Genomic DNA, 22736 nt, shown 5'->3' with positions numbered 1-22736 from the left:
CCGTCCTATCGTCGGAGCATGGACGACCCGATCGAGATCACCGGACTCGTGAAGCGCTTCGGGAGCCTCGCCGCGCTCGACGGCCTGGACCTGCGGGTGCGGACCGGTGAGGTCCACGGCTTCCTCGGCCCCAACGGCGCCGGCAAGTCGACCACGATCCGCGTGCTCCTCGGCCTGCTGCGGCCGAGCGCGGGCGAGGTCAGGCTGCTCGGAGGCGACCCGTGGCGGGAGGCGGCCGAGCTGCACCGCCGGCTGGGCTACGTGCCGGGCGACGTCACGCTGTGGCCCAACCTCACCGGGGGAGAGGTCATCGACCTGCTGGGCCGACTCCGTGGCGGGCTCGACGAGCGCCGGCGCGCCGAGCTCATCGAGCGCTTCGACCTCGACCCGACCAAGAAGGGCCGGACCTACTCCAAGGGCAACCGGCAGAAGGTCGCCCTCGTCGCAGCGCTCGCCAGCGACGTCGAGCTGCTCCTCCTCGACGAGCCCACGAGCGGCCTCGACCCGTTGATGGGGGAGGTCTTCGAGGAGCAGGTCAACCAGTTCCGCGACCGCGGCGGCACGGTCCTGCTCTCCAGCCACGTGCTCGCCGAGGTGGAGCAGCTCTGTGACCGGGTGAGCATCATCCGGGCCGGTCGGTGCGTGGAGACCGGCAGCCTCGCCGACCTGCGGCACCTGACCCGGACGACGGTCCGCGCCGAGACCGAGCTCGCTCCCGACGGACTCGCCCGGCTGCCCGGCGTCCACGACCTCGTGGTCGAGGGGCACCGGTCGGCGTTTGAGGTCGACACCGCGAACCTCGGCGCAGCCCTCGACCTGCTCAACCGCGCCGGGATCCGGACGCTCTCGGCGACGCCACCCACCCTGGAGGAGCTCTTCCTGCGCCACTACGGCGACACCCTCACCCCGGCGGGCCGGACGTGACCGGCACGGCGCTGCTCGTCCGCGCGTTCCTGCGCCGGGACCGCTGGCTGATGACGTGGTGGTCGATCGGCATCGCGGTCCTCTACTGGTCGCAGGCCGTCAGCGTGAAGGGGCTGTACGCCACCCAGGCCGAGTTCGACCGCGCCGCCGAGGTGATGGGGTCCAACGCCGCCTTCGTCGCGATGGCCGGGCCGGCACGGGCGCTCAACACGATCGGCGGCCAGGTGACGTGGCAGGCCACGGCGTTCGGGGCGGTCGCAGCCGGGCTGATGTCCATGTTCATCGTCGTACGCCACACGCGCGCGGAGGAGGAGAGCGGGCGCGACGAGCTGCTGCGCGCCTCGGCGGTCGGGCGCCGCGCGACGACGGCCGCCACCCTGGTCGTCGCGCTGCTGGCCAACGTGCTGGCCGGGACGCTCGTCGCGGCCAGCCTCATCGCCTTCCCGCTGGCGACCGCCGACTCGATCGCGCTGGGCGTCGGGCTGACGGCCTCGGGCCTGGTCTTCGCAGGCACCGCGCTGCTCGCCGCCCAGCTCACGACCAGCGCACGCGCCGCCTACGGCCTGACCGGCGTCGTGATGGGAGCGGCGTACGTGCTGCGGGCCATCGGCGACGTCGGCGCCACGACCCTCTCGTGGCTCTCCCCGATCGGCTGGTACCAGGCGATGCACGCGTTCTCCGGCCTGCGGTGGTGGCCGGTCACCCTCCTGATCCTCGCCGCGGCCGCCACCACCGCGGTGGCCCTTGCGGTGTTCCTGCGACGTGACCACGGGGCGGGCGTGCTCGCCGACCGGCCGGGACCCGCCCGGGCCGCCCCCAGCCTCAGCAGCCCGTTCGCCCTCGGCTGGCGGCTGCAGCGGGGTGCGCTCGCGGGGTGGTCGGTCGGCCTGTTCCTCACCGCCGCGGCCTACGGGTCGCTCGGCAACAACGTCGCCGACCTGCTCGGCGAGGGCGCTGCCCAGGAGATGTTCGCGCCGGGGGGAGCGAGCCTCGTGGACGGCTTCTATGCGGTCTCGATCGTGATGCTGGCCCTGATGGGGTCGGCGTACGCCCTCACCAGCGCCCTGCGCTCGCGCTCCGACGAGGAGGGCGGGCGGGTCGAGGTGCTCCTCGCGACCGGGCTCTCGCGCAGCCGCTGGCTGCGGGCCCAGGTGGCGCTGACCGTGCTGACGAGCGCGGTCGTCGTGGTGGTCGCGGGCATCGGCATCGGGCTCGGCTACGCACTCACCGTCGGCGACGGCGGCACCGCGGCCGGCTACGTCGTGGCGACGCTGCCCCAGCTGGCACCGGTCCTGGTGCTCGCCGGGGTCGCCACGCTGCTCTTCGGGGTCGGTCCCCGGTGGGCGAGCCTGGCCTGGCTCGGGATGCTGCTCGCCGTCGTGGTGCTCCTGTTCGGCGAGATCTTCCGGATGCCGGAGTGGGTGCAGGACCTCTCGCCCTTCCACCACCTCGCGCTGGTGCCGGCGGAGGACTTCCGGTGGACGCCCTTCCTGCTCCTGTCCGTGGTCGCCGCGGTGCTTCCCGCCGCCGGCCTCGCGCTGTTCACCCGCCGCGACGTCGAGGTGCGCTAGCGTCGCCGCCATGAGCGGTTGGCAGCCGGAGCCCGGGTGGCAGCAGCTCCCCGGTGCGGGCCCCGCCACCGTCGGCGTCTGGTCGGCCCGCGTCGCGGGTCGGGAGGTCGTCGTCAAGCGGCTGGCGAGCCCCGACCCGTTCGATGCGCCCGGCCTGCTCGTCCCGCACGACGTGAACTACTGGCGCCGCGCCGCGGACGTCGCCCTCAGCGGAGTGGTGGCCGGCACCCCCGGACTGCGCGAGGCGCCGGTCGTCCGCGTGGACGAGGACGCCGAGGGCGTGACGCTGGTCCACGAGCGCGTCGAGCGGCACGACGCCCCCGGCCTCTGGCTCGCGGCCTGCCTGGGCCGGTTCGCCGCCGCCGACCTTGGCCGGCACCCCTGGCTGGCGGGCAACCAGCTCCGGTCGCGGCTCGGTCTCGTCGAGCGGCGGGGAGGGTGGAGGACCCTGGCGCGCACGCCGATGGCCGACGTCGCCGAGCACCTGTGGGCGCACCGCACGGTGTGGCTGGACCGCTGCGACGCGCTGCCGCAGGTGGCGCAGCACGGCGACCCGTCCGCCGCGAACATCCCCGGCCGGGTCGGCGACGGAGCCGTCGCGATCGACTGGGCGCACCTCGGTCGCGGCCCGGTCGGCGCCGACCTCGGCTACCTCTCGCTGGCCACCCGCGAGGACGTCGACCCGCTCGTGGAGGCCTACGTCTCCGCCCTCCCATCCGGGCTCGCCTCGCCCGAGGAGGCCAGGACCGGCGCCCGCGTGATGGCGGTCTACACCGCGCTCACCCGTCTCGACTGGGCGCTGGCGCGCGTCGCCGACGGCGAGGGCGCGCTGGCAGGGAAGTTCCGCCACCCCAGCGTCGCGCCGTACATCTACGCGATGCAGCGGCAGGTGGGCCAGATCGAGGCACTGCTCGCCTGAGGCGTCCCGCGGCTCAGAGCTCGCTGGCGGCGAAGGTGTCGCAGGCCTCGAGGGTGCCCTGCTCGTAGCCGACGGTGAACCAGCGCATCCGCTGTTCCGACGAGCCGTGGGTCCAGCCCTCGGGGTCGACGCCCTGGCCGGACTTCTGCTGGATCCGGTCGTCGCCGACGGCCTTGGCGGAGTCGAGCGCCTCGGTGATGTCACCCTCGTCCAGGTCGGCGAGGATGCCGTCACCGTCGCTGGCGTCCCGCGTCCACATGCCGGCGTAGCAGTCGGCCTGCAGCTCGAGGCGTACGGCGTCGGACTCGGGACCCTGCTGTGAGCGGACCTGGCCCATCGTGCCCAGCAGGTTCTGGATGTGGTGGCCGTACTCGTGGCCGAGGACGTAGGGCTCGACGAAGTCGCCGCCCTGACCGCCGAGCTGGCCCTCGAGGACGTCCTCGAAGAAGGTGGTGTCCAGGTAGATCTGCTGGTCGGGCGGGCAGTAGAACGGGCCGACCTGCGAGCTGGCCTGGCCGCACCCTGTGTCCACGGCGCCCGCGAACGTGTTGATCGAGGCAGGCACGAACTCGGTGTTGCCCTGCTCGGGCAAGGTCGTCGCCCAGAACTGCTCGAGCGACAGCGCAACGGCCTTGCGGGCACAGTCGGGGTCCTCGTTGGCGTCCGCCCCGGTCTTGCAGTTCGCGTAGCGGTCGTCGTTGGGATCGATGCCGTCAGGCTGTGCCTGGCCCTGCTGGTTGGTGCCACCGCCGGGACTCGGGAGGCCGCCGCCACCGCCCATGCACTGGGTCAGGACCACGAACAGGATGATGATGATGAGGCCGCCGATGCCTCCGCCGGCGCGGGTGCCGCCGGGGAGCGGGATCCGCATCGGGCCGCCACCGCCCCCGCCGCCCGCGTCACGGACTCGGCCGCCGCTGATGTCGGCCTTCGGGTTGAAGCGCATGGGCGTGCCTTTCCGCAGGTGGTGACGGGGCCGTGACCCCGGTGGAGCCTTTTCGCAGGTTAGCGCGTGCGTACGCCGATGGGGCTCCGGCACTCACCCCTTCGTAGGATGTCGCCCGAGATGATCACCGCCCAGAAGCTCGAGGTCCGAGCCGGCGCGCGGCTCCTCATGGAGGACGTCACCTTCCGCATCGCCGCAGGCGACAAGGTCGGCCTCGTGGGGCGCAACGGTGCCGGCAAGACGACCCTCACCCGCATCCTCGCCGGCGAGGGCCAGCCCGCCTCCGGGCAGGTCCTCCGCAGCGGCGACATCGGCTACCTCCCGCAGGACCCGCGGGTCGGTGACCCCGAGGTCATCGCCCGCGACCGGATCCTGTCCGCGCGCGGCCTCGACGAGGTCGTACGCCGCCTGCGCGAGGCCGAGGTCGACATGGGCAGCGAGGACCCGAAGGTCCACGAGCGCGGGATGAAGCGGTGGGCGCGTGCCGACGCCGAGCTGCACGCCGGGGGTGGCTACGCCGCCGAGTCGGAGGCCGCGCAGATGGCCGCGGCCCTCGGCATCGAGGAGCGCATCCTCGCCCAGCCGATCGGCACGCTGTCCGGTGGCCAGCGCCGCCGCGTCGAGCTCGCCCGCATCCTGTTCTCGGGCGCCGAGATCATGCTGCTCGACGAGCCGACCAACCACCTCGACGCCGACTCGATCGTGTGGCTGCGCGACTTCCTCAAGGCGCACCGCGGCGGCTTCGTGGTGATCAGCCACGACAACGCCCTGCTCGAGGCGACGGTCAACAAGGTCTTCCACCTCGACGCCAACCGCGCGGTCATCGACGTCTACAACATGGGCTGGCACAACTACCTCACCCAGCGCGAGGACGACGAGAAGCGCCGCAAGCGCGAGCGCCAGAACGCCGAGAACAAGGCCAAGGTCCTCACCGACCAGGCGAACAAGATGCGGGCCAAGGCGACCAAGGCGCAGGCCGCGCAGTCGATGCTGAAGCGGGCCGAGAAGATGATGGCCGGCATCGAGACCGAGCGGCAGGCCGACAAGGTCGCGCGGATCGCCTTCCCCGAGCCGGCGCCGTGCGGCAAGACGCCCTTGATGGGCACCGAGCTCTCGAAGTCCTACGGCTCGCTCGAGGTCTTCACCGCCGTCGACCTCGCGATCGACCGCGGCAGCCGGGTGGTCATCCTCGGCCTCAACGGGGCCGGCAAGACCACGATGCTGCGGATCCTTGCGGGCGTCGACCAGCCCGACACGGGCGAGGTCGTGCCGGGATACGGCCTCAAGATGGGCTACTACGCCCAGGAGCACGAGACCCTCGACGTCAACCGCACGGTGCTGGAGAACATGCACAGTGCCGCTCCGGAGCTCACCGACACCCAGGCCCGATCGGTGCTGGGCAAGTTCCTCTTCTCCGGCGACGACGCGCACAAGCCGGCCGGCGTGCTCTCCGGCGGCGAGAAGACCCGCCTCGCCCTCGCGATCCTGGTCGTCTCGAGCGCCAACGTGCTGCTGCTCGACGAGCCGACCAACAACCTCGACCCGGCCTCCCGCGAGGAGGTGCTGCACGCGATCCGCAGCTACACCGGCGCGATCATCCTGGTCACCCACGACGAGGGCGCGGTGCGCGCGCTCGACCCCGACCGCGTCCTGCTGCTACCCGACGGCGACGAGGACCTCTGGTCCGAGGACTACGCCGACCTGGTGTCGTTGGCCTGAAGTTACTCGTCAGTAGTAGCCTGCGGCCATGACTCCCGAAGACCTGGCCGCGGTCGGCCTGCGCGTCGACGTCGACGGCCCGATCGCCACCGTGACGCTCGACCGGCCCGACGTACGCAACGCGCAGACGCCGGCGATGTGGATCGCCCTCGGCGAGATCGGCCGCACGCTGCCCGACGACGTACGGGTGGTCGTGGTGACGGGGGAGGGGGAGACCTTCTCCGCCGGGCTCGACCGGGCCATGCTCGACCCCTCGACCGCCGGCCAGGAGAGCGTGGTCGGACTGCTCGCGCTCAGCGACGAGGACGCCTCCGCGCGGATCGAGGAGTTCCAGCGCGGCTTCACCTGGCTGCGCGACCCGCGCTTCGTGTCGATCGCCAAGGTCCGTGGCTACGCCATCGGCGCCGGCTTCCAGCTCGCGCTCTCGTGCGACCTGCGGGTGGTCGCCGACGACGCGAAGTTCTCCATGAAGGAGTCGGCGCTCGGCCTCGTGCCCGACCTCACCGGCACCAAGCCGCTCGTCGAGCACGTCGGCTATGCCCGCGCCCTCGAGATCTGCGCCACCGCGCGCGTCGTGCCGGCCGACGAGGCCGTCCGGATCGGACTGGCCACCGCCGCGGTCCCGTCCGCGGACCTCGACGCGGCCGTCGCCGACCTCGCGGCGGCGCTGGTGGCGCCGATGCCCGGCGTGGTCACCGAGACCAAGACCCTGCTGCAGGGCGTCGCCGACCGCGACCTCGACGAGCAGCGGCGCCTCGAGCGCGAGGCGCAGGTACGCCGCTTCCGCGCCGTCGCCGCGGCCTTCGCCTGATCCTCCCTCGGCACCCGGCGCGGCTGTCGGTCCCGCGAGGAACAATGCCCGGGAGAGGGACGTTCATCCGAGCGGACCGAGCGAAGGAGCAGGCATGTCGATGGGGCCGGGTGCAGGTGGCCCGCCGTGGCGGTTCCTGCGCAGCGACCGCAGCGTGGTCGAGAACAAGATCGAGCGCCGCACCGTGCGGAGGGTGCTCGGTTTCGCGCGCCCGCACCGCACGCTGATCGCGGGGTTCCTCGCGGTCACGGTGGTCGACGCGGCCCTCGTGGTGGTCCCGCCGCTGCTGCTCAAGGCGATCATCGACGACGGCGTGCGCACCGGCGACACGTCGCTGGTGGTGTGGCTCGCGCTCTTGGTGGCGGTCGTGGCAGTGGTCGACGCCGCCTTCGGCCTGATCACCGGCTGGCTGTCCAGCCGCATAGGGGAGGGCCTGATCTACGACCTGCGCACCCAGGTCTTCGCCCACGTCCAGCGCCAGTCGCTGGCCTTCTTCACCCGCACCCAGACCGGTGCGCTCGTCAGCCGGCTCAACAACGACGTGATCGGCGCGCAGCGTGCCTTCACCTCGACCCTGCAGGGCACCGTCTCCAACGTCATCGCCGCGGTGGTCGTCGGCATCACCATGCTCTTCCTCAGCTGGCCGGTGACCCTGCTCTGCGTCGCCCTCTTCCCGATCCTGCTGCTCGCCTCGCGCCTGGTCAGCAACAGGCTGGCCGACCTCTCCCGCCAGCAGATGGACGGCAACGCCGACCTCGGCAACGCCATGACCGAGCGGTTCAACGTCGGCGGCGCGATGCTGCTCAAGCTCTTCGGCCGCCGCGACGCCGAGGACGTGGCGTACGCCAGGAAGGCCGCGGTCGTGCGCGACCTCGGCGTCCGGATCTCGCTGCTGACCCGGGTCTTCTTCGCCGCGATGACGCTCGTGCCGTCACTGGCGACCGCCCTGGTCTACGGCATCGGCGGCTGGCTCGCCATCCGCGGCGACCTGTCGGTCGGCACGATCGTCGCGCTGGGCGTGCTGCTGACCCGGCTGCTCGGCCCGCTGCAGGGGCTCTCCAACGTCCGGATCGACGTGATGACCGCGCTGGTGAGCTTCGACCGGGTCTTCGAGGTCCTCGACCTCCCGTCGCTGATCCAGGAGAAGCCCGACGCCGTCGAGCTGCCCGCCACCGCCTCCCGGCTGGAGTTCGACCGCGTCGCCTTCACCTACCCCCGCGCCGACCAGATCTCGCTCGCCTCGCTGGAGACCGTGGCCCGCACGGAGTCGCGCGACACCGGGCAGGTGCTCCACGACGTGTCGTTCACCGCGGAGCCGGGTCAGATGGTGGCGCTCGTGGGCCCCTCGGGCGCCGGCAAGACGACGGTCACCCACCTCGTCGCCCGGCTCTACGACGTCGAGGCCGGCGCCGTCCGGGTCGGCGGCCACGACGTGCGCGACGTGACGCTGCAGTCGCTGGAGGACGTGGTCGGCTACGTCACCCAGGACGCCCACATGTTCCACGACACCATCCGCGCCAACCTGCTCTACGCACGGCCCGCGGCGACCGAGGCCGAGGTGTGGGCGGCGCTCGAGGCCGCGCAGATCGCCACTCTGGTCCGCTCGCTGCCCGACGGTCTCGACACGGTGGTGGGGGACCGGGGCTACCGCCTCAGCGGCGGCGAGCGCCAGCGCCTCGCCATCGCGCGACTGCTGCTCAAGGCACCGGCGATCGTGGTGCTCGACGAGGCGACGGCCCACCTCGACAGCGAGTCCGAGGCCGCCGTCCAGGATGCGCTCGACGCCGCGCTCGCAGGACGTACGTCCCTGGTCATCGCGCACCGGCTCTCCACGGTCCGCAACGCCGACCTGATCCTGGTCCTCGACGACGGCCGCGTCGTCCAGCAGGGCACCCACGCCGAGCTGCTCGCCGCCGGCGGCCTCTACGCGACGCTCCACGCGACGCAGTTCCGCGAGGTCACCGTCTAGGTTTGGCCCCTATGGACCTCCAGCTCGCCGACCGCGTCTACATCGTCACCGGGGGAGCCCGCGGGCTGGGGCGTGCGACCGCCGACGTGCTCGTCGCCGAGGGCGCGCGCGTGGTGCTCTCGGGCCGGTCGGAGGAGTCGCTCGCCGAGGCGACCGGCACCCTCAACGAGGCCGCCGGCCGCGAGGCCGCCGTCGCCGTCGTCGCCGACAACTCCGAGCGCGACGCCCCGGCGCGGCTGCTGGCCGCCGCCGACGAGGCCTGGGGACGCCTGGACGGCGCCCTGATCAGCGTCGGCGGGCCGCCGAAGGGGCCGGTCGCCACGATCACGGACGAGCAGTGGAGCGCCGCCTTCGAGTCGGTGTTCCTGGGCGCCGTACGCCTGGCCCGCGAGGTCGGCACGGCGCTGCCGGCCGGCGGCGCGCTGGGCCTCGTGCTCTCCTCGAGCGTGCGCGCCCCGCTGCCGGAGATGGCGATCTCCAACGGGCTGCGGCCTGGCCTGGCCATGGTGGCCAAGACGCTTGCCGACGAGCTCGGGCCGCGCGGCGTACGCGTCAACGGTCTCCTGCCCGGCCGGATCGCCACCGAGCGGGTCGCCGAGCTCGACGCCACGACCGGCGACCCCGACGCGGCCCGCAAGGCCGCTGAGGCGAACATCCCGCTCGGCCGCTACGGCCGGCCCGAGGAGTTCGGCTCGGTGGCCGCGTTCCTGCTCTCGCCGGCCGCGTCATTCCTGACGGGCGTGATGCTCCCGGTCGACGGCGGGCTCCTGCGGGCGCTCTGACTCGTCCTCGTCCTCCCCGCGGTCGAGGCGTTCGCGCCAGGTCTTGCGGCGCGGCTTGGTCGGAGGCCGGGGACCCGGGTCAGGCGTCGGCGTGCCACCGCTCGCAGGGGCTCGTCGCTCGTCGCTGCCCCACGGTCCGCGGCCGCCGCGCATCTCGTCGTAGATGAGGTAGAAGAAGCCGAAGATCGCCAGGACGCCGAAGAACCACCACTGCAGGCCGTAGAAGAAGTGCGGGCCGTTGTCGAGGTCCGGCATCTCCACGGGGAGCAGCGGGGTCTCGGGCTCGGGCGACTCGGAGCGCAGGTCGACCCAGCCGCCGAGGACCTCGCGGCCGAGGGCCTCGCCGATCCGGTCGCTGTTCACCGCCCGGGTCGAGAGGTCGGAGACCTCGGTGCTGCTGCCCTCGGCGTCCTGGCGCACCCATCCGGTGACGGTCACCTCGCCGGCCGGCGGCTCGGGCACGTCCTCCTGAGTCGCGCCGCGGTTGTCGGTGGCGTACCAGCCGCGGTCCACGAGCAGGGTCTGGCCGTCCGTGGTCTCCAGCGGTACGACGACGTCGACACCCGCCTCTCCCTCGCGGGTGCGGTAGCGCACGATCACCGTGTCGTCGACGGCGTAGGTCCCGGTGGCTTCCACGATGCGCCACTCCTCGGTCGCGGCGACGGGCTCGCCCGGCGCCATCACCTCGCCGACGGGGTCGGCGCCCGCCTTCTCGTTGCGCTCGATGATCGCGTTGCGCTCCTTGCGGTCGTCGAGGCGGTGGAACTGCCACTCGCCGAGCCGCCACGCGACCCACGCGAGGAAGACGACCACCAGTGCGAAGACGATCCAGCGGCGTGAGACCAGGAACCGCAGCGTGTGCACCAGCCGAGGCTATCCGGGACGTCCTGAGCGGCTGACCCCCACCTCGATAGACTCGGCCGGGTGACGATCCCTCTGGCAGACCGCTTCGGCCGCGTGGCCACGGACCTGCGTGTCTCGCTCACCGACCGGTGCAACCTGCGGTGCAACTACTGCATGCCCGCGGAGGGCCTCGACTGGCTGCCGACCGAGCAGACGCTGACCGACGACGAGGTCGTGCGGCTGATCACCATCGGCGTCGAGCGGCTCGGCATCACCGAGGTCCGCTTCACCGGGGGAGAGCCGCTCCTGCGCCGCGGGCTGGTCGACATCGTGGCCCGCACGCACGCCCTCGGCGTGGAGACGTCGCTGACCACCAACGCGCTCGGGCTCCAGCGCACCGCGCAGGCGCTCGCCGACGCCGGCCTCGACCGCATCAACGCGAGCATCGACACTGTGCGGCCCGACACGTTCGCCACGATCACCCGCCGCGACCGGCTCAAGGACGTCATCGCCGGCCTCGAGGCCGCCAAGGCCGCCGGGCTCGGCCCGATCAAGCTCAACGCGGTGCTGTTGCGCGGCACCAACGACGACCAGGCCCCCGAGCTTCTGCGCTGGAGCATCGAGCACGGCTACGACCTGCGCTTCATCGAGCAGATGCCGCTCGACGCCCAGCACGACTGGAACCGCGCCGCGATGGTCACCGCCGACGAGATCTTCGCGTCCCTGAGCGCCGAGTTCACCCTGACCCCGCACGGTGCGCCGCGCGGCAGCGCACCGGCCGAGCTCTTCGACGTCGACGGCGGCCCGGCCACTGTCGGGGTGATCGCCTCGGTCACCCGCCCGTTCTGCGGCGACTGCGACCGCGTCCGGCTCACCGCCGACGGCCAGGTCCGCAACTGCCTCTTCGCCCGCGAGGAGTCCGACCTTCGTACGGCTCTTCGCTCGGGTGCTGGCGATGAGGAGATCGCCGAGCGCTGGGTCATCGCGATGCTCGGCAAGCGTGCCGGCCACGGCATCGACGACGAGACCTTCCTCCAGCCCGACCGTCCGATGTCCGCGATCGGCGGCTGAGCACTACCGGTCGAGCAGGCGCCGCAGCTTCTGCGGGGCGCAGAACCGATAGCTCTCGGTCACCAGCTCGGCCACCTCGTCCCAGTCGGGGTCCCTGTCGAGCACCATGCCGACGACGGTGGGCGACCACGGCGGCAGGTAGAACGGCGGCCCCGCGTGGCTGAGCGCCAGCAGCTCGTCACCGGACGACCGGAACGTGAGCACGGTGGTCGGCTCGGTCACCCCGGTCACGTCGCGGTAGGCAGACGTGTAGCCCTCCTGCGCGACCAGCACGTGCGCGAACGTCTTGCCCCGCACCCGCCACCTCACGCCCGTCCAGGCGTCCTCCTCATAGGCATCCGGCAACGCCAGCGCGACGCCCCCGATCCGGGCGACGACGTCACCCGGAGGCTCGATCCGTGGCGGTCGGGACATGGGGCGAGTCTGCCAGCGAGCACCGACAGAGCGCCCCGCGCCGCCCTCAGCGGCGGTCGATGCCGTCCAGCCGCAGCTCGGTGGAGGCATCGGAGTGGGTGGTGCCGCTGTTGACGTGCTTGTCGCTGATCGTCGCCCCGTTCTTGAGCACGCCGAACAGCGCCATCGCGTGGCCCCGGCCGACGTCGTAGTCGTCCTTGAGCCAGGCCACGAAGTCGCCCGCCTTGCTCTGCGGCGTGAACCCGCGCGCAGCGGCCTCCCTCAACAGCTCCTCCGGCGTCTTGCTGGTCTTCTTCTCGATCGCGTCGAGGTAGGCCTGGTAGCTCATCGTGTTCCCCTCCAGTGGTGTGCCACGGACGCTAGTCACGCTGGCGCTGCACCGCTTCTCCGAAACCGCTGCGCGTTCAAACTCAGTCGTCCAGCCCATTTCCAACACCCCCGGCGAGAGAGATCATGGTGGACGGGAGGGACGATGCCGGGCATCAAATTTCTCATGCACCTGCCGCGACTCAGGCTGCAGGCAGATCAGGTCCCGCTCTCGTTCGGCACGTTGGTCAAGCCAACCTGGGACAGCTTCGACAGTCTGACCTTGCGTGCGTACTCGGACTGGCAGCGCGCCTACGAGGCCGCCGATCCCGTCTTCCTCCTGGTCGAGGGTGACGTGGATCTGCCCTTCCTCCAGAAAGGATCTGTGAGCGGCAGCCAGATGGTGGAGCTGAAGATGCCGAGCGACGAGTGGGATGACATGCTGCCCAGGATCTTCGGCACGAGCGTCTTCAGCTGGATCCATGACACGTACGCCGATGTCGTGTGGGCCGCATTCGTGCTGGCGGCTCCCGGGGCAGGCCCCGGCCGGCCACGGACGTCAGTTACCTGGCTGATCCCCGACGACGGTCATGTCGTGGCCCTCGGTGGCGAGCAGCGCACCGGCATCCGGGTCCAGGGAGAGGCCGACCTCGAGTACCTCTTCTCCGCGGACACCGCATGCGTCCCCTTGTCTGACGACGACGTCATGCGGGCGATGCAGCTGGTGCCTGTCGTGCAACAGGTGCTCGCGGACGAGCGGCTGGGCCCCGCGCTACGACAGCTCCTCGCCACGACAGGGCCGACACTGACGCCCGGCGAGCGCCTGGTGCTTGCCGTCAGCGCGCTCGAGGGACTCCTGCTGCCCGAAGTCCGGGTGGGACTGCAGGACACGTTCGCCCAGCGCGTCGTCGCCCTTCTTGGCGCGGATCTCGAGGAGCGCGCGCGGAGTCTGTACCGCGCCCGCAGCAAGGCCGTGCACGACGGGGCCGAGCATGGCGGCGTACTCGTCGCGGCTGGTCTGCCCGAGCAGCTGCTGGCGGACGTCATCGTGGCCTCGGACGGCTCGTTGCCCAGGGCCACGCAGGACCTTCGGGGCTCGGCGAGCACGGAGAGGCTCCTGCCCAGGCAGGAGTGGTTCAGCGCCACCTTCTCCACCAACGTGGACCTCTCCTCGCCCGAAGGCAAGCTGGTCAGCTGGTCTCCGGTCATCGGTCTGACCTACGAGGGCGAGGGGAGCGACACGGGCCTGGGCGCGGTCGTACTGCCCTTCACGCCGGCTGAGATCATCAGCATGGAGAACAAGGACGTTCGCCGCGACTTCGGGATGCGGTTCGTGGCGGAGCCGATCTCCGTGGCCGGGTTCGGAGTCTTTGCCGATTCGCCGGTGCCCTTCAGCCTGAGCCAACCGTTGGTGGACCGGCTCCTGCGCCCTCGGAACCTCGCTGTCGTCGGGCTGCGCATCATCGGCTTGCGCCGGTTCGTGGACCCCGAGCTGCTCGGCTGGTACGTCTACGACGGCTCCGTCCGACATCGTCGCGAGACCGTCTTCCGGACGACGGTGCTGATGGCCCTCGGCAGTGAAAGCAGCGACGAGCTGACACCCCACGTCCTCGCTGCCGCGGCCGACGTGTGGAGGCTGCTCGCCGTCTACGACGCGGGGGGCCGCGACGCAGAGGTGGACAGGATGCTGGACATCTACCGGCGCACACACGACACCTACACCAACGCCCGCACCCATGCCACCTTGCTGTTCGCCCTGCTCGAGGCCCTCCTGGGGCGCTTCCGCCCTGCCAAGGACAAGGTCCAGCTCGAAGAGCTCGTGGGGGCTCTGGACCATGTGGACCCGGCTGCCGCGAGATGGTTCGCCGAAAGCGGGAGAGAGATGCGCAATGCCAGCGCACACGGGGCGTGGCAGGGAGACGGCGACAGTGAGGAGCTAGCGCATCTACGGGCCATCTGCGGCGGCTGTCTGCACACCCTGCTGCAGGTGAGGTCGGAGGCTTCTGCCGGCGACCTGGTGACCCACTTGACCGCGAGGATCGGGTGAGCGTCGAGGCTGCCCTGCCCGTGGCGGACCTCGAGCCCGGCGAGCTGTGGGAGGTCTTGTGGCGTCCCACGCTGACCTCGCGCTGGCTCGGCAAGGTGTCTCTCGTGCCTGCGGAGGCGGGCCGACGGGTGCTGATCGGTGACGAGGCCGGGCCGTGGCGCCGGGGCGTCCTGATCGAGAGGCGATGGGGCAAGTACGTGGAGTTCAACCTCGGACCCGATGTGGCCTGGCACGGCGTGGGAGGCGTCGACGTCGTGAGGATCGAGGTCGCCAAAGGGCTGCCCAAGGGTTCGGTGCTGCGGATCGTCGAGTCCGGGCCCCACGCCGACAGCCATGTCTCGGAGATCGAAGGGTACTGGGCGGCCGCCCTGGGGCGCCTGCGCCGGGTACTGCGACGGGTCGCGGACCGTCGGGACAGTCCTCGACAAGCGGTGGTGGTGATCCACGGAATCGGAGGGCAGGAGCCGGGACAGACCCTGCGCGCACTTGTGGCCAGCGGTGTGATCGCCGAGGCCGATGCCGAAAGCTGGGTGATGCCGGACACTTTGTCGGGCTCCTTCGAGCTCAGACGAGCGACGTTCAAGGCCACCCAGGGTCGAGTGAGGCCCACGACCGACGTCTACGAGCTCTACTGGGCCCACTTGATCAGCGACACGACGCTGGCGCAGGTGAGCGACTGGGTACGCCGCCTGCTCCTGCCCAACCGGCTGGTGCCGGCCAGGCTCCGTCCTGCCTGGATCACGGTCTATGTGGTCGTGGTGGTCGTGGTGGCCACCATCCTGGGACACGTGTCCGGCGTCTGGCAGTTGCCCGGTTGGCTGGCGGCCGGAGGTGTGGCAGTGGCCGTCACCGCGGTGCTGTGGAAGGCCATGGGCAGAGGTCTGGTCATCGACGTGCTCGGCGACGCCGCCAGGTACCTGAGCCCGCGACCCGACAACGTCGCCCGTCGCCAGGCAATCCGCGAAGCGGGCGTCGAGCTCTTGGAACGGATGCACGAGCAGGGCCGCTACGACCGCATCGTCGTGCTTGGCCACAGCCTGGGCAGCGTCATCGCCTACGACGTGCTCACCTACCTGTGGATCCGCCGGTACGCCGACCACCTAAGACCGCTCAGGTCCGACTTCAAGCCGCTGGCCGCCGTCGAGGTCGGCATCGGCAAGGCCCTTGACGCCGAGCAAGCCCAGGAGCTCCAGCACACGGCGTGGAAGCAGATCCGGCGCAACACCCAGTCCTGGCTCGTGACCGACCTGGTCACTGTCGGCAGTCCGCTCACGTATGCCAGCTTCCTGATGGGCAACAGCGAACAGGAGTTCACCTCAGCCCAGGTCGACCGCGTCCTACCGACGTGCCCCCCTCGAACCAGCGATGTCGGCGGCAAGCAGCGCTGCACGTTCTCCCGGCCCTACGAGACCGGTGACCCCACGAAGGACCCCAGGACATTCGTGGTGTTCGACCACGGTGCGCCGTTCTCGGTCACCAGGTGGACCAACCTGTACTTCGAGACCCGGTGGGGCGGTCTCACCGGCGACATCGTGGGCGGCCCGGTGGCGCCTCAGTTCGGACCGTGGGTCCGGGACGTGGCGATGCCCAGCCCCGTGCGGACGTTCGCCCACACCCACTACTGGCGCCCCGGCCGGTCCAGCGCCCATCTCGAGGACCTGGCATCGGCGTTGGACATGAACTCGGGCCAAGGCCTGCTCGGACTGGCGAACGGGATACCGGCGTTCGTGATCGCGGAGCAGGGCGACTCTTAGGCCGCAACCGCCCCCCAAGGGGTTCTGAGTAATTGGGCCCAGCGAGTCGTGCTCGGCGATTGCGGTTGCCTTCCAATCTACGCCGCGTTCGGCGCCGTGTCACCCGGCTGGATCGGCGCGCAGCGGGCGAGGCACTCCATGGATCTCGCACTGCGACCCTGTGGGCTGAGTGCGTCCCGCTGGCGGCAAATCGGGCGCCTGGACCACCTGCCCGTCGCCCAGTCGTCGGCCACCTATCTGCGTCGATGGAAGCGGATGTCCCCGTTGGGCAACCGCTCGTTGAGGTGGGCCGGGTCGTGGATGCGGTGGTGATGGTGGCTGCAGAGCAGGGCTGCGTTGTCGAGGTCGGTGGCTCCACCCTGCCACCAGGCGTGGAGGTGGTGGGCCTCGCACCAGGTGCCGGGGACGTCGCAGCCCTCGGCACGGCAGGTGCGGTCGCGGATGAGCAGGGCCTTGCGCTGAGCGGGCGTGAACAGCCGACGTGACCGGCCGAGGTCGAGGGGCACGCTGTCGCCGCCGAGGACGGCGGGCACGATCTTCGCGGTGCACGCGAGCCTGCGCGCCTGACTGGCCGTGATCCGGTCGCCGGTCAGCTCGTCGCCGGGCACCAGCCCGGCACCGAGCAGGTCGGCCGCGGCGAGGTCGGCCTGGAGCGAGGCGAGGGGGATCGTGACCACGACGGTGGTCGCGTCGCCACCGTGGATCGGGAGGCGGGCGGGATCCATGGACTCGAGCAGCTGGACGAAGGCATGGCCCAGTCGCCGGGGGCGGGGGAGTCGGGACACCGGGTCACCGTCGCCGGAGGCGCCCGGCTCGCCTGCCACGCGTGGGTTGGCGTACGCCTCGAGATAGGTGGCGAACCTGGTGGCGGCGTGGTCGGGGAGGATGCCGGAGCACCGGGTGGTGCCGTCGCCGAGCCGCCGCAGGGTCAGACGGGTCTTGTCGCCGGCGTGGGCCTCGAGGTCGGCGAGCCGTGCGGCTTCGGCCTGCTCGGCGATCTCGGGCGCGACGACGTCGAGGATCCGTCGGCCGATGCGGCCGAGCTCCTTCGGGCCGAACTCGGTCGCACGCTCGACGAGGTGCGCCTCCGCCGCGGCGACGGTCTCGGCGCCCACGCAGGCGGGGAGGGCCTCGAGCGCTCGGTGGATGACCTGTGCCTGCGCGAGCGTCGCCTCGCCCTCGCGCATCGCCGCGGCGAGCACCTGGCGGTCCCGGTTAAGGGCCGCCGAGAGACGCAGGTCGGCGCGGGCGTCGGCGAAGCGCGTGCGGGTGACCTGAGCGAGCCATCCAGCGGCATCGCGCGCTGCGGTCGACTCGGCGAGGTCGCCTGCGTCGCCGAGGATCCGCAGGCGCAGCTCGGCCAGCTGGGCGTCGGCGCGGACCAGCTCGACGAGCGCGGCTGCCTTCTCGTCGACGGTCATGGACGTCGGGTTGGAGTCGGCGACGGACTTCAGCGAGGCGCGGACGTCGGTGGCCGCAGCGACGATGGGGTGGGTCACGACGGCCTCCTCTCGACGACGGAGCTCGCGCGCATGCGCCAGCTGGTGGTCGTCGCTCCTGGAGGCCCGGAACACCGGGCTATTACCTACCCTCGCAACTCGCCTCCGCCAGCCGCAGCTCGGGCGAGTGCCCTAGGGCCACGGACTTCTGGAGGCGTGGTGCCACTCTACCCGCTAGCGGTCATATTCGCAAGGGTGTTCGAACGCGCGTCAGTCGTGGGAGTCGTGGGGGACGACGTCCTTCAGGAACCCCCGCGCACCGAGGAAGTCCGAGAGGGACTCGCGGTGGTCGTCGCAGGCGAGCCAGGTCTTGCGCCGGTCGGGGGTGTGGATCTTGGGGTTGTTCCACAGCAGGTCCCACACGGCGTCGGCCTGGCAGCCCTTGGCCGAGCAGATCTCGCGGTCGAGCTCCATGGGTGACCTCTCGCGACGGGGACGGCTGCGGAAAAGGGAAGTGCCGGACAGCCACGGGGGGAAGCTGTCCGGCACTTCGCAGCGACCGCAGACGGGGGATGCTGCGATCGCTGTCGGGGATCATTGCACGGGCGTTGGGTGAAAACCAAACTTCCAACGGCGACACGCGAGGAACAAATTTTCCTCAGTCTTCCTCGTCGCCGGCCGTCAGTTCATGGGTGGAAGGCGCGTTCGGAAGCGTGAATCCGTCGTCTCGCTGGTCGCCCGCGTTGGCCATGATGACGGCGAACAGCGGCAGGAACACCGCCGCCGCGACGAGCACCCAGCGCAGCACCCCGGGGCCGACCGCGACCGCGGCGACGAAGCACACGATGCGGATGGTCATGGACACCGCGTAGCGCCGCTGGCGGGACCTCATGTCCTCGGCGGCGCTGCTGCGAGCCGTGGTGATGCGTACGGCGTCGTGCTTGGCCATGCCTCCCATCGTACGTCGCTAGGCTCGACGGAGGACGGGCCGGCCCGGTCGTCCCCGAGGTGAAGGAGCACCCATGACCAACCGCACCTACCGCGTCACCGAGATCGTCGGCACCTCGCCGGACGGCATCGACCAGGCCGTGCGCAACGGCATCGAGCGAGCCGGGCAGACCCTGCGCCACATCGACTGGTTCGAGGTGACCCAGATCCGCGGCCAGGCCAAGGACGGCCAGGTCGAGCACTTCCAGGTCGGCATGAAGGTGGGATTCCGGCTGGAGGACGAGTGATTCCTCGTACCCAGCGGTAATCACTAGCGTCGTGGGCGTGACCGAGACTCCCGGATCCAGCCCCGCCCCCCGCTCCGTCCTGGTGACCGGCGGCAACCGCGGCATCGGCCGCGCGATCGCCGAGGCCTTCATCGAGCTCGGCGACAAGGTCGCCGTGACCACCCGCAACGGCGGCGCCCCCGAGGGCGCGCTCGACGTGCGCTGCGACATCACCGACGCCGAGGCCGTCGAGGCGGCGTTCGCCCAGGTCGAGGAGGCGCACGGCCCCGTCGAGGTCCTGGTCGCCAACGCCGGCATCACCAAGGACACGCTCGTGCTCCGGATGAGCGAGGACGACTGGTCCTCGGTCATCGACACCAACCTCACCGGCACCTTCCGGCTGGCCAAGCGCGCCGCCAAGGGCATGCTGCGCCAGCGCCGCGGCCGGATCATCCTGATCTCCTCGGTCGTCGGCCTCCTCGGCTCCGCCGGCCAGGTCAACTACGCCGCCTCCAAGTCCGGCCTCGTCGGCCTGGCGCGCTCCCTGGCCCGCGAGCTCGGCAGCCGCTCGATCACGACCAACGTCGTCGCCCCGGGCTTCGTCGAGACCGACATGACCGACGTGCTGACCGACGACCAGAAGGCCGCCATCCGCACCCAGGTGCCGCTCGGCCGCTACGCCTCGCCCGCGGAGATCGCCTCGGCCGTCACCTGGCTCGCCTCCGACGGCGCCGCCTACGTCACCGGGGCCGTGATCCCGGTCGACGGCGGCCTCGGCATGGGCCACTGACCACCCACCTGTACGACGAGAACGACGAGAAGGAGCACACGCACATGGGAATCCTCGACGGCAAGCGCATCCTCGTCGCCGGCGTCACGATGGACAGCTCGATCGGCTTCGCCACCGCCCGCATCGCCCAGGAGCAGGGCGCGACGGTGCTGATCTCCAACTTCGGCCGCGCCCTCGGCATCACCAAGCGCATCGCCAAGCGCCTGCCCCAGGAACCGCCGGTCCTCGAGCTCGACGTCACCGATGAAGACCACCTCGCCGGCCTCGCCGACCAGGTCCGCGAGCACGTCGACGGCCTCGACGGCGTCGTGCACTCCATCGCCTACGGCAACCCCGAGACGCTGCTCGGCGGCAAGTTCATGGACGGCCCGTGGGACGACGTCGCGCAGGCCGTGCAGGTGTCGGCGTACTCCCTGAAGTCGCTCGCAGTGGCGACCAAGCCGCTGCTGTCGCGCGGGGGCTCGATCGTCGGGCTGACCTTCGACGCCACGACCGCGTGGCCGGCGTACGACTGGATGGGCGTCGCCAAGGCGGCGCTGGAGAACACCAGCCGCTACGTCGCCCGCGACCTCGGCCCCGAGGGCATCCGGTGCAACCTCGTGTCGGCGGGCCCGCTGAAGACGCTGGCCGCCAAGGCGATCCCCGGCTTCGAGGACCTCGAGTCGGCGTGGAAGGACCGCGCCCCGCTCGGGTGGGACGAGTCGGACCACACGCCGACCGCGCAGGCCGTCGTCGCGCTCCTGAGCGACTTCTTCCCTGCCACGACCGGCGAGATCGTCCACGTGGACGGCGGCTTCCATGCGATGGGCCTCTGAGGGGTCTGTAGCAGGGACCACCGGTTCCGCTAGTTTCCTGCGGTGACCTCCCTCGTCGAGCTCCGCATCCTCGAAGGCCCCAACCTCTACTTCCCGCGCGCCGCGGTGAAGCTGACCCTCGACGTCTCGACGATCACGGAGGCGAGCGAGGAAGCGGTGCTGCGCTTCGCCCGCCGGATCGGCCTGCGCACGACGCGGCCGGGAGCGGCGGGGTCGGGGTTCCGGGCGCGCTTCGCGGTGCGTGCGGTCGAGCGGCTCGTACGTGCCATCGCGAGCGAGGCGGGCACGCGGCGGCTGGCGGTGCGCGTCCGCCCGACGTCCGACCCCGATGTGCTGGTCGTGGCGTTCCCGTGGCGCAACCGCGGTCGCGCGCGGGCGCTCGGCGAGGCGGTGGCCCACGCGCTGGACGCCCTGCCCACGCCGGACCTCGACGCCGCCGTCAGTGCCGCCGCCGAGGAGGTCGCGCAGGCCCAGCGTGGCGACCGCCCGTCCACGATCACGCCGTCGATCCCGGTCGTCGCGGTCACCGGGACCAACGGCAAGACCACCACCAGCCGGATGATCGCCCACATCGCCCGCACCAGCGGGCTGGTCGTGGGGTGGTCCAACACCGACGGCATCTACCGCGACGGCGTCCTCGTCGAGGCCGGCGACTACTCCGGTCCCTCCGGCGCGGGCCGCGCGCTGGGCCTCGAGGGCGTGCAGTTCGCCGTCACCGAGACCGCCCGCGGCGGCATCCTGCTCAAGGGCATCGGCATCACCCGCAACGACGTCTCGGTCGTCACCAACGTCACCGCCGACCACCTCGGCCTCCAGGGGATCGACACCGTCGACCAGCTCGCGGAGGTGAAGTCGGTGGTCCCGCGGATCACCCGCAAGGACGGCTGGGCGGTGCTCAACGGTGACGACCCGCGCGTGCTCGCCATGCGCGCGGTCATCTCGGCCCAGCCCTGGATCTTCAGCCGCGACCCCGACTCGCCCGCGGTGCGCGGGGTGCTCAGCCACGGCGGGGGGCGTGCGACGACGGTCATCGACGGCTGGATCACCGTGCTCGCGCCGGGCGCCGACCCCGACCCGCTCGTCGAGCTGGTCGACGTGCCGATGACCCTTGCGGGCCTCTCCCGCTTCAACATCGAGAACGCCCTCGCCGCGGCATCCGCAGCCCTGGCGATCGGGCTGGACCGTGAGCATGTGGTGGCCGGGCTGACGTCCTTCCGGCCCGACGCCGAGCACAACCCGGGGCGGATGAACTTCTTCTCGCTGCCCGGCGAGGTCTCGGTCGTCATGGACCTCGCCCACAACGAGGCCGGCCTCGAGGCGCTGCTCGAGATCATGTCGGGCGTACGCCGCCCCGGGGCCCGGCTGCTCCTCGGCCTCGGCGCGGTCGGCGACCGCACGGACGAGCTGATCGACGCGCTGGGCGAGATCGGGGCCAAGGGCAGCGACGTGGTCGCGATCGGCCACAAGGAGTGGTACCTCCGCGGGCGCACCATGGACGAGATCGACCAGCTGCTCCGCGCCGGCGCAGCCCGCGTGGGGGTGACGGACATCGACACCTACGGGACCGAGGTCGAGTGCCTGGCCGCCCTCGTCGAGAGGGCCCGCCCCGGCGACGTGGTCGGCCTGATGTGCCATGCCGAGCGCCAGGAGGCCTACGACTGGATCGCCGGGCACGGTGGCACGCCCGACAGCCCCGAGACCCTCTCCGAGAAGGTCCGGGCGGCCCGGTGAGCGGCGACTGGGCGCCGGTCTACGACGCCCTCGCGCCGACGTACGACGAGAGCACCGGCGGTGACGGCTGGGCCGCCAACGAGCACACGAAGGCGCTGCTCGCGCCCTTGGGCCTTGCCCCGGCGACGGTCCTCGACCTCGGCGCCGGCACGGGGCAGACGGCCCTGATGCTCGACGGGCTCTACCCGCGGACCGACCTCACCCTCGTGGACCCGTCACTGGGCATGCTCGCCCAGGCGCCGGCGAAGGTGCCGGGCGCAGCCGTGGTCGTCGACGACGCGGCCGGGTTCCTCCGGGCCACCGACGGCTCCTGGGACCTGATCACCGCCGTCGGCTTCCTCGAGCTCGTCCCCGACCTGTTCGAGGTGCTGCGGCTGGCCGCGTCCCGGCTGCGGCCCGGCGGCCACCTGGCGATCAGCCACGAGCCACTGTTGCCCGGCTCCACGGTCCAGGCCCGCCCGGTCAGCGTGGTGGGCGGCTCGCGGGAGGTACGACGCCACCCACGCGAGGACGTCGAGCGGCACGCGGCGTCGTTCGGCCTCGAGCGCGTCGCCTCGCACGAGGCCGTCGCCTTCCCCCGTGGTGACGCCGACGGGGACGCCGTGTACGAGTTCGTGGTCTGGGCGAAATCGGCGACGGTTGACGGTTCGCCGCGGGCGTAGGCTGGCCGG

22 protein-coding genes are annotated in these 22736 nt (G+C 71.7%); 15 read left to right on the top strand and 7 right to left on the bottom strand.

Features of this window, described 5'->3' with window-relative positions; genetic code table 11:
• Positions 1 to 18: 18 nt before the first annotated feature.
• Genes ACE3QY_RS19130 through ACE3QY_RS19120 form a run of 3 tightly spaced genes read left to right on the top strand, consistent with a single transcriptional unit; the run spans position 19 to position 3414 of the window.
• Positions 19 to 924 carry an ATP-binding cassette domain-containing protein gene (locus tag ACE3QY_RS19130; protein ID WP_374457647.1) on the top strand — a complete coding sequence of 302 codons (906 nt, stop codon included), beginning with the start codon at positions 19 to 21 and terminating at the stop codon, positions 922 to 924.
• Positions 921 to 2495, top strand: a complete 1575-nt coding sequence (locus tag ACE3QY_RS19125) for an ABC transporter permease (protein WP_374457646.1) — start codon at positions 921 to 923, stop codon at positions 2493 to 2495. The genes ACE3QY_RS19130 and ACE3QY_RS19125 overlap by 4 nt, the downstream gene beginning before the upstream one ends.
• 10 nt (positions 2496 to 2505) lie before the next feature.
• A complete protein-coding gene (locus tag ACE3QY_RS19120) occupies positions 2506 to 3414 on the top strand; it encodes a phosphotransferase (protein ID WP_374457645.1) in 909 nt (302 codons plus the stop codon).
• 13 nt (positions 3415 to 3427) lie between these two features.
• Here the strand turns inward: ACE3QY_RS19120 and ACE3QY_RS19115 are convergent, their stop codons facing one another.
• Positions 3428 to 4360, bottom strand: a complete 933-nt coding sequence (locus ACE3QY_RS19115; protein WP_374457644.1) for a neutral zinc metallopeptidase — start codon at positions 4358 to 4360, stop codon at positions 3428 to 3430.
• A 120-nt stretch (positions 4361 to 4480) separates the two neighbouring features.
• On the opposite strand from ACE3QY_RS19115, the gene ACE3QY_RS19110 reads away from it, so the two are divergent.
• The 4 genes from ACE3QY_RS19110 (at position 4481) to ACE3QY_RS19095 (ending at position 9641) form a co-directional block, all read left to right on the top strand.
• Positions 4481 to 6079, top strand: a complete 1599-nt coding sequence (locus ACE3QY_RS19110; RefSeq protein WP_374457643.1) for an ABC-F family ATP-binding cassette domain-containing protein — start codon at positions 4481 to 4483, stop codon at positions 6077 to 6079.
• A gap of 28 nt (positions 6080 to 6107) precedes the next feature.
• Entirely contained in the window at positions 6108 to 6890 is a 783-nt protein-coding gene (locus tag ACE3QY_RS19105) for an enoyl-CoA hydratase/isomerase family protein (RefSeq protein ID WP_374457642.1), read from the top strand.
• Positions 6891 to 6984: 94 nt separating this feature from the next.
• Positions 6985 to 8859, top strand: a complete 1875-nt coding sequence (locus ACE3QY_RS19100; RefSeq protein WP_374457641.1) for an ABC transporter ATP-binding protein — start codon at positions 6985 to 6987, stop codon at positions 8857 to 8859.
• 11 nt (positions 8860 to 8870) lie between these two features.
• Positions 8871 to 9641 carry an SDR family oxidoreductase gene (locus ACE3QY_RS19095; RefSeq protein WP_374457640.1) on the top strand — a complete coding sequence of 257 codons (771 nt, stop codon included), beginning with the start codon at positions 8871 to 8873 and terminating at the stop codon, positions 9639 to 9641.
• Here ACE3QY_RS19095 and ACE3QY_RS19090 read toward each other — a convergent pair.
• Positions 9585 to 10505: an SURF1 family protein gene (locus tag ACE3QY_RS19090; RefSeq protein WP_374457639.1), complete on the bottom strand. Its 921-nt coding sequence runs from the start codon at positions 10503 to 10505 to the stop codon at positions 9585 to 9587. The two genes, ACE3QY_RS19095 and ACE3QY_RS19090, sit on opposite strands and share 57 nt — an antisense overlap.
• 60 nt (positions 10506 to 10565) lie before the next feature.
• Here ACE3QY_RS19090 and moaA point away from each other — a divergent pair, with 60 nt between their 5' ends.
• Entirely contained in the window at positions 10566 to 11555 is a 990-nt protein-coding gene (gene moaA, locus ACE3QY_RS19085) for a GTP 3',8-cyclase MoaA (RefSeq protein ID WP_374457638.1), read from the top strand.
• 3 nt (positions 11556 to 11558) lie between these two features.
• Here the strand turns inward: moaA and ACE3QY_RS19080 are convergent, their stop codons facing one another.
• Both ACE3QY_RS19080 and ACE3QY_RS19075 read right to left on the bottom strand, forming a co-directional pair.
• Positions 11559 to 11969, bottom strand: a complete 411-nt coding sequence (locus ACE3QY_RS19080) for an MmcQ/YjbR family DNA-binding protein (RefSeq protein ID WP_374457637.1) — start codon at positions 11967 to 11969, stop codon at positions 11559 to 11561.
• Positions 11970 to 12015: 46 nt separating this feature from the next.
• The gene (locus ACE3QY_RS19075; protein ID WP_374457636.1) at positions 12016 to 12297 is read right to left on the bottom strand and encodes a DUF4287 domain-containing protein; all 282 of its coding nucleotides are present in this window, start codon (positions 12295 to 12297) and stop codon (positions 12016 to 12018) included.
• 144 nt (positions 12298 to 12441) lie between these two features.
• On the opposite strand from ACE3QY_RS19075, the gene ACE3QY_RS19070 reads away from it, so the two are divergent.
• Both ACE3QY_RS19070 and ACE3QY_RS19065 read left to right on the top strand, forming a co-directional pair.
• On the top strand, positions 12442 to 14322 hold the full coding sequence (locus ACE3QY_RS19070) for a hypothetical protein (RefSeq protein WP_374457635.1): 1881 nt from the start codon (positions 12442 to 12444) through the stop codon (positions 14320 to 14322).
• Positions 14319 to 16076, top strand: coding sequence for a hypothetical protein (locus tag ACE3QY_RS19065; RefSeq protein WP_374457634.1), 1758 nt, complete (start codon positions 14319 to 14321; stop codon positions 16074 to 16076). The genes ACE3QY_RS19070 and ACE3QY_RS19065 overlap by 4 nt, the downstream gene beginning before the upstream one ends.
• A gap of 233 nt (positions 16077 to 16309) precedes the next feature.
• On the opposite strand, the gene ACE3QY_RS19060 is transcribed toward ACE3QY_RS19065, so the two are convergent.
• The 3 genes from ACE3QY_RS19060 to ACE3QY_RS19050 all read right to left on the bottom strand — a co-directional run bounded on the left by ACE3QY_RS19060 (position 16310) and on the right by ACE3QY_RS19050 (position 18464).
• Positions 16310 to 17575, bottom strand: coding sequence for a DUF222 domain-containing protein (locus tag ACE3QY_RS19060; protein WP_374457633.1), 1266 nt, complete (start codon positions 17573 to 17575; stop codon positions 16310 to 16312).
• A 210-nt stretch (positions 17576 to 17785) separates the two neighbouring features.
• Positions 17786 to 17989 (bottom strand): acetone carboxylase, encoded by a 204-nt coding sequence (locus tag ACE3QY_RS19055; protein ID WP_374457632.1) that lies wholly within the window; start codon positions 17987 to 17989, stop codon positions 17786 to 17788.
• 184 nt (positions 17990 to 18173) lie between these two features.
• The gene (locus tag ACE3QY_RS19050) at positions 18174 to 18464 is read right to left on the bottom strand and encodes a DUF3099 domain-containing protein (RefSeq protein ID WP_374457631.1); all 291 of its coding nucleotides are present in this window, start codon (positions 18462 to 18464) and stop codon (positions 18174 to 18176) included.
• 73 nt (positions 18465 to 18537) lie between these two features.
• Between ACE3QY_RS19050 and ACE3QY_RS19045 the strand changes: the two genes are divergently transcribed.
• From ACE3QY_RS19045 to ACE3QY_RS19025, 5 genes are read left to right on the top strand one after another with little or no spacing between them, the layout of a single operon-like run.
• Entirely contained in the window at positions 18538 to 18750 is a 213-nt protein-coding gene (locus ACE3QY_RS19045) for a dodecin (protein WP_374457630.1), read from the top strand.
• A 37-nt stretch (positions 18751 to 18787) separates the two neighbouring features.
• On the top strand, positions 18788 to 19519 hold the full coding sequence (gene fabG / locus ACE3QY_RS19040; RefSeq protein ID WP_374457629.1) for a 3-oxoacyl-[acyl-carrier-protein] reductase: 732 nt from the start codon (positions 18788 to 18790) through the stop codon (positions 19517 to 19519).
• A gap of 44 nt (positions 19520 to 19563) precedes the next feature.
• Complete coding sequence (fabI, locus tag ACE3QY_RS19035; protein ID WP_374457628.1) at positions 19564 to 20334, top strand: enoyl-ACP reductase FabI; 771 nt, start codon at positions 19564 to 19566, stop codon at positions 20332 to 20334.
• Between the two features lie 42 nt (positions 20335 to 20376).
• Positions 20377 to 22065: a Mur ligase family protein gene (locus tag ACE3QY_RS19030; protein WP_374457627.1), complete on the top strand. Its 1689-nt coding sequence runs from the start codon at positions 20377 to 20379 to the stop codon at positions 22063 to 22065.
• Positions 22062 to 22727, top strand: coding sequence for a class I SAM-dependent methyltransferase (locus ACE3QY_RS19025; RefSeq protein ID WP_374457626.1), 666 nt, complete (start codon positions 22062 to 22064; stop codon positions 22725 to 22727). The genes ACE3QY_RS19030 and ACE3QY_RS19025 overlap by 4 nt, the downstream gene beginning before the upstream one ends.
• Positions 22728 to 22736 lie beyond the last annotated feature (9 nt).

It is taken from the genome of Nocardioides sp., assembly GCF_041913365.1.
In the GTDB taxonomy this organism is placed as follows: domain Bacteria; phylum Actinomycetota; class Actinomycetes; order Propionibacteriales; family Nocardioidaceae; genus Nocardioides.
The sequence above is the reverse complement of the archived record's forward strand: the minus strand, read 5'-3'. Positions and strand labels throughout refer to the sequence as shown.

What these genes read in the sequence shown, in the direction of transcription:
- ACE3QY_RS19105 (WP_374457642.1), top strand. Translation starts at nt 6,108, where the DNA reads ATGACTCCCGAAGACCTGGCCGCGGTCGGCCTGCGCGTCGACGTCGAC.
- fabI (WP_374457628.1), top strand. Translation starts at nt 19,564, where the DNA reads ATGGGAATCCTCGACGGCAAGCGCATCCTCGTCGCCGGCGTCACGATG.
- ACE3QY_RS19100 (WP_374457641.1), top strand. Translation starts at nt 6,985, where the DNA reads ATGTCGATGGGGCCGGGTGCAGGTGGCCCGCCGTGGCGGTTCCTGCGC.
- ACE3QY_RS19120 (WP_374457645.1), top strand. Translation starts at nt 2,506, where the DNA reads ATGAGCGGTTGGCAGCCGGAGCCCGGGTGGCAGCAGCTCCCCGGTGCG.
- ACE3QY_RS19045 (WP_374457630.1), top strand. Translation starts at nt 18,538, where the DNA reads ATGACCAACCGCACCTACCGCGTCACCGAGATCGTCGGCACCTCGCCG.
- ACE3QY_RS19095 (WP_374457640.1), top strand. Translation starts at nt 8,871, where the DNA reads ATGGACCTCCAGCTCGCCGACCGCGTCTACATCGTCACCGGGGGAGCC.
- ACE3QY_RS19075 (WP_374457636.1), bottom strand. Translation starts at nt 12,297, where the DNA reads ATGAGCTACCAGGCCTACCTCGACGCGATCGAGAAGAAGACCAGCAAG.
- ACE3QY_RS19050 (WP_374457631.1), bottom strand. Translation starts at nt 18,464, where the DNA reads ATGGCCAAGCACGACGCCGTACGCATCACCACGGCTCGCAGCAGCGCC.
- ACE3QY_RS19080 (WP_374457637.1), bottom strand. Translation starts at nt 11,969, where the DNA reads ATGTCCCGACCGCCACGGATCGAGCCTCCGGGTGACGTCGTCGCCCGG.
- ACE3QY_RS19130 (WP_374457647.1), top strand. Translation starts at nt 19, where the DNA reads ATGGACGACCCGATCGAGATCACCGGACTCGTGAAGCGCTTCGGGAGC.
- ACE3QY_RS19070 (WP_374457635.1), top strand. Translation starts at nt 12,442, where the DNA reads ATGCCGGGCATCAAATTTCTCATGCACCTGCCGCGACTCAGGCTGCAG.
- ACE3QY_RS19110 (WP_374457643.1), top strand. Translation starts at nt 4,481, where the DNA reads ATGATCACCGCCCAGAAGCTCGAGGTCCGAGCCGGCGCGCGGCTCCTC.
- ACE3QY_RS19055 (WP_374457632.1), bottom strand. Translation starts at nt 17,989, where the DNA reads ATGGAGCTCGACCGCGAGATCTGCTCGGCCAAGGGCTGCCAGGCCGAC.
- ACE3QY_RS19115 (WP_374457644.1), bottom strand. Translation starts at nt 4,360, where the DNA reads ATGCGCTTCAACCCGAAGGCCGACATCAGCGGCGGCCGAGTCCGTGAC.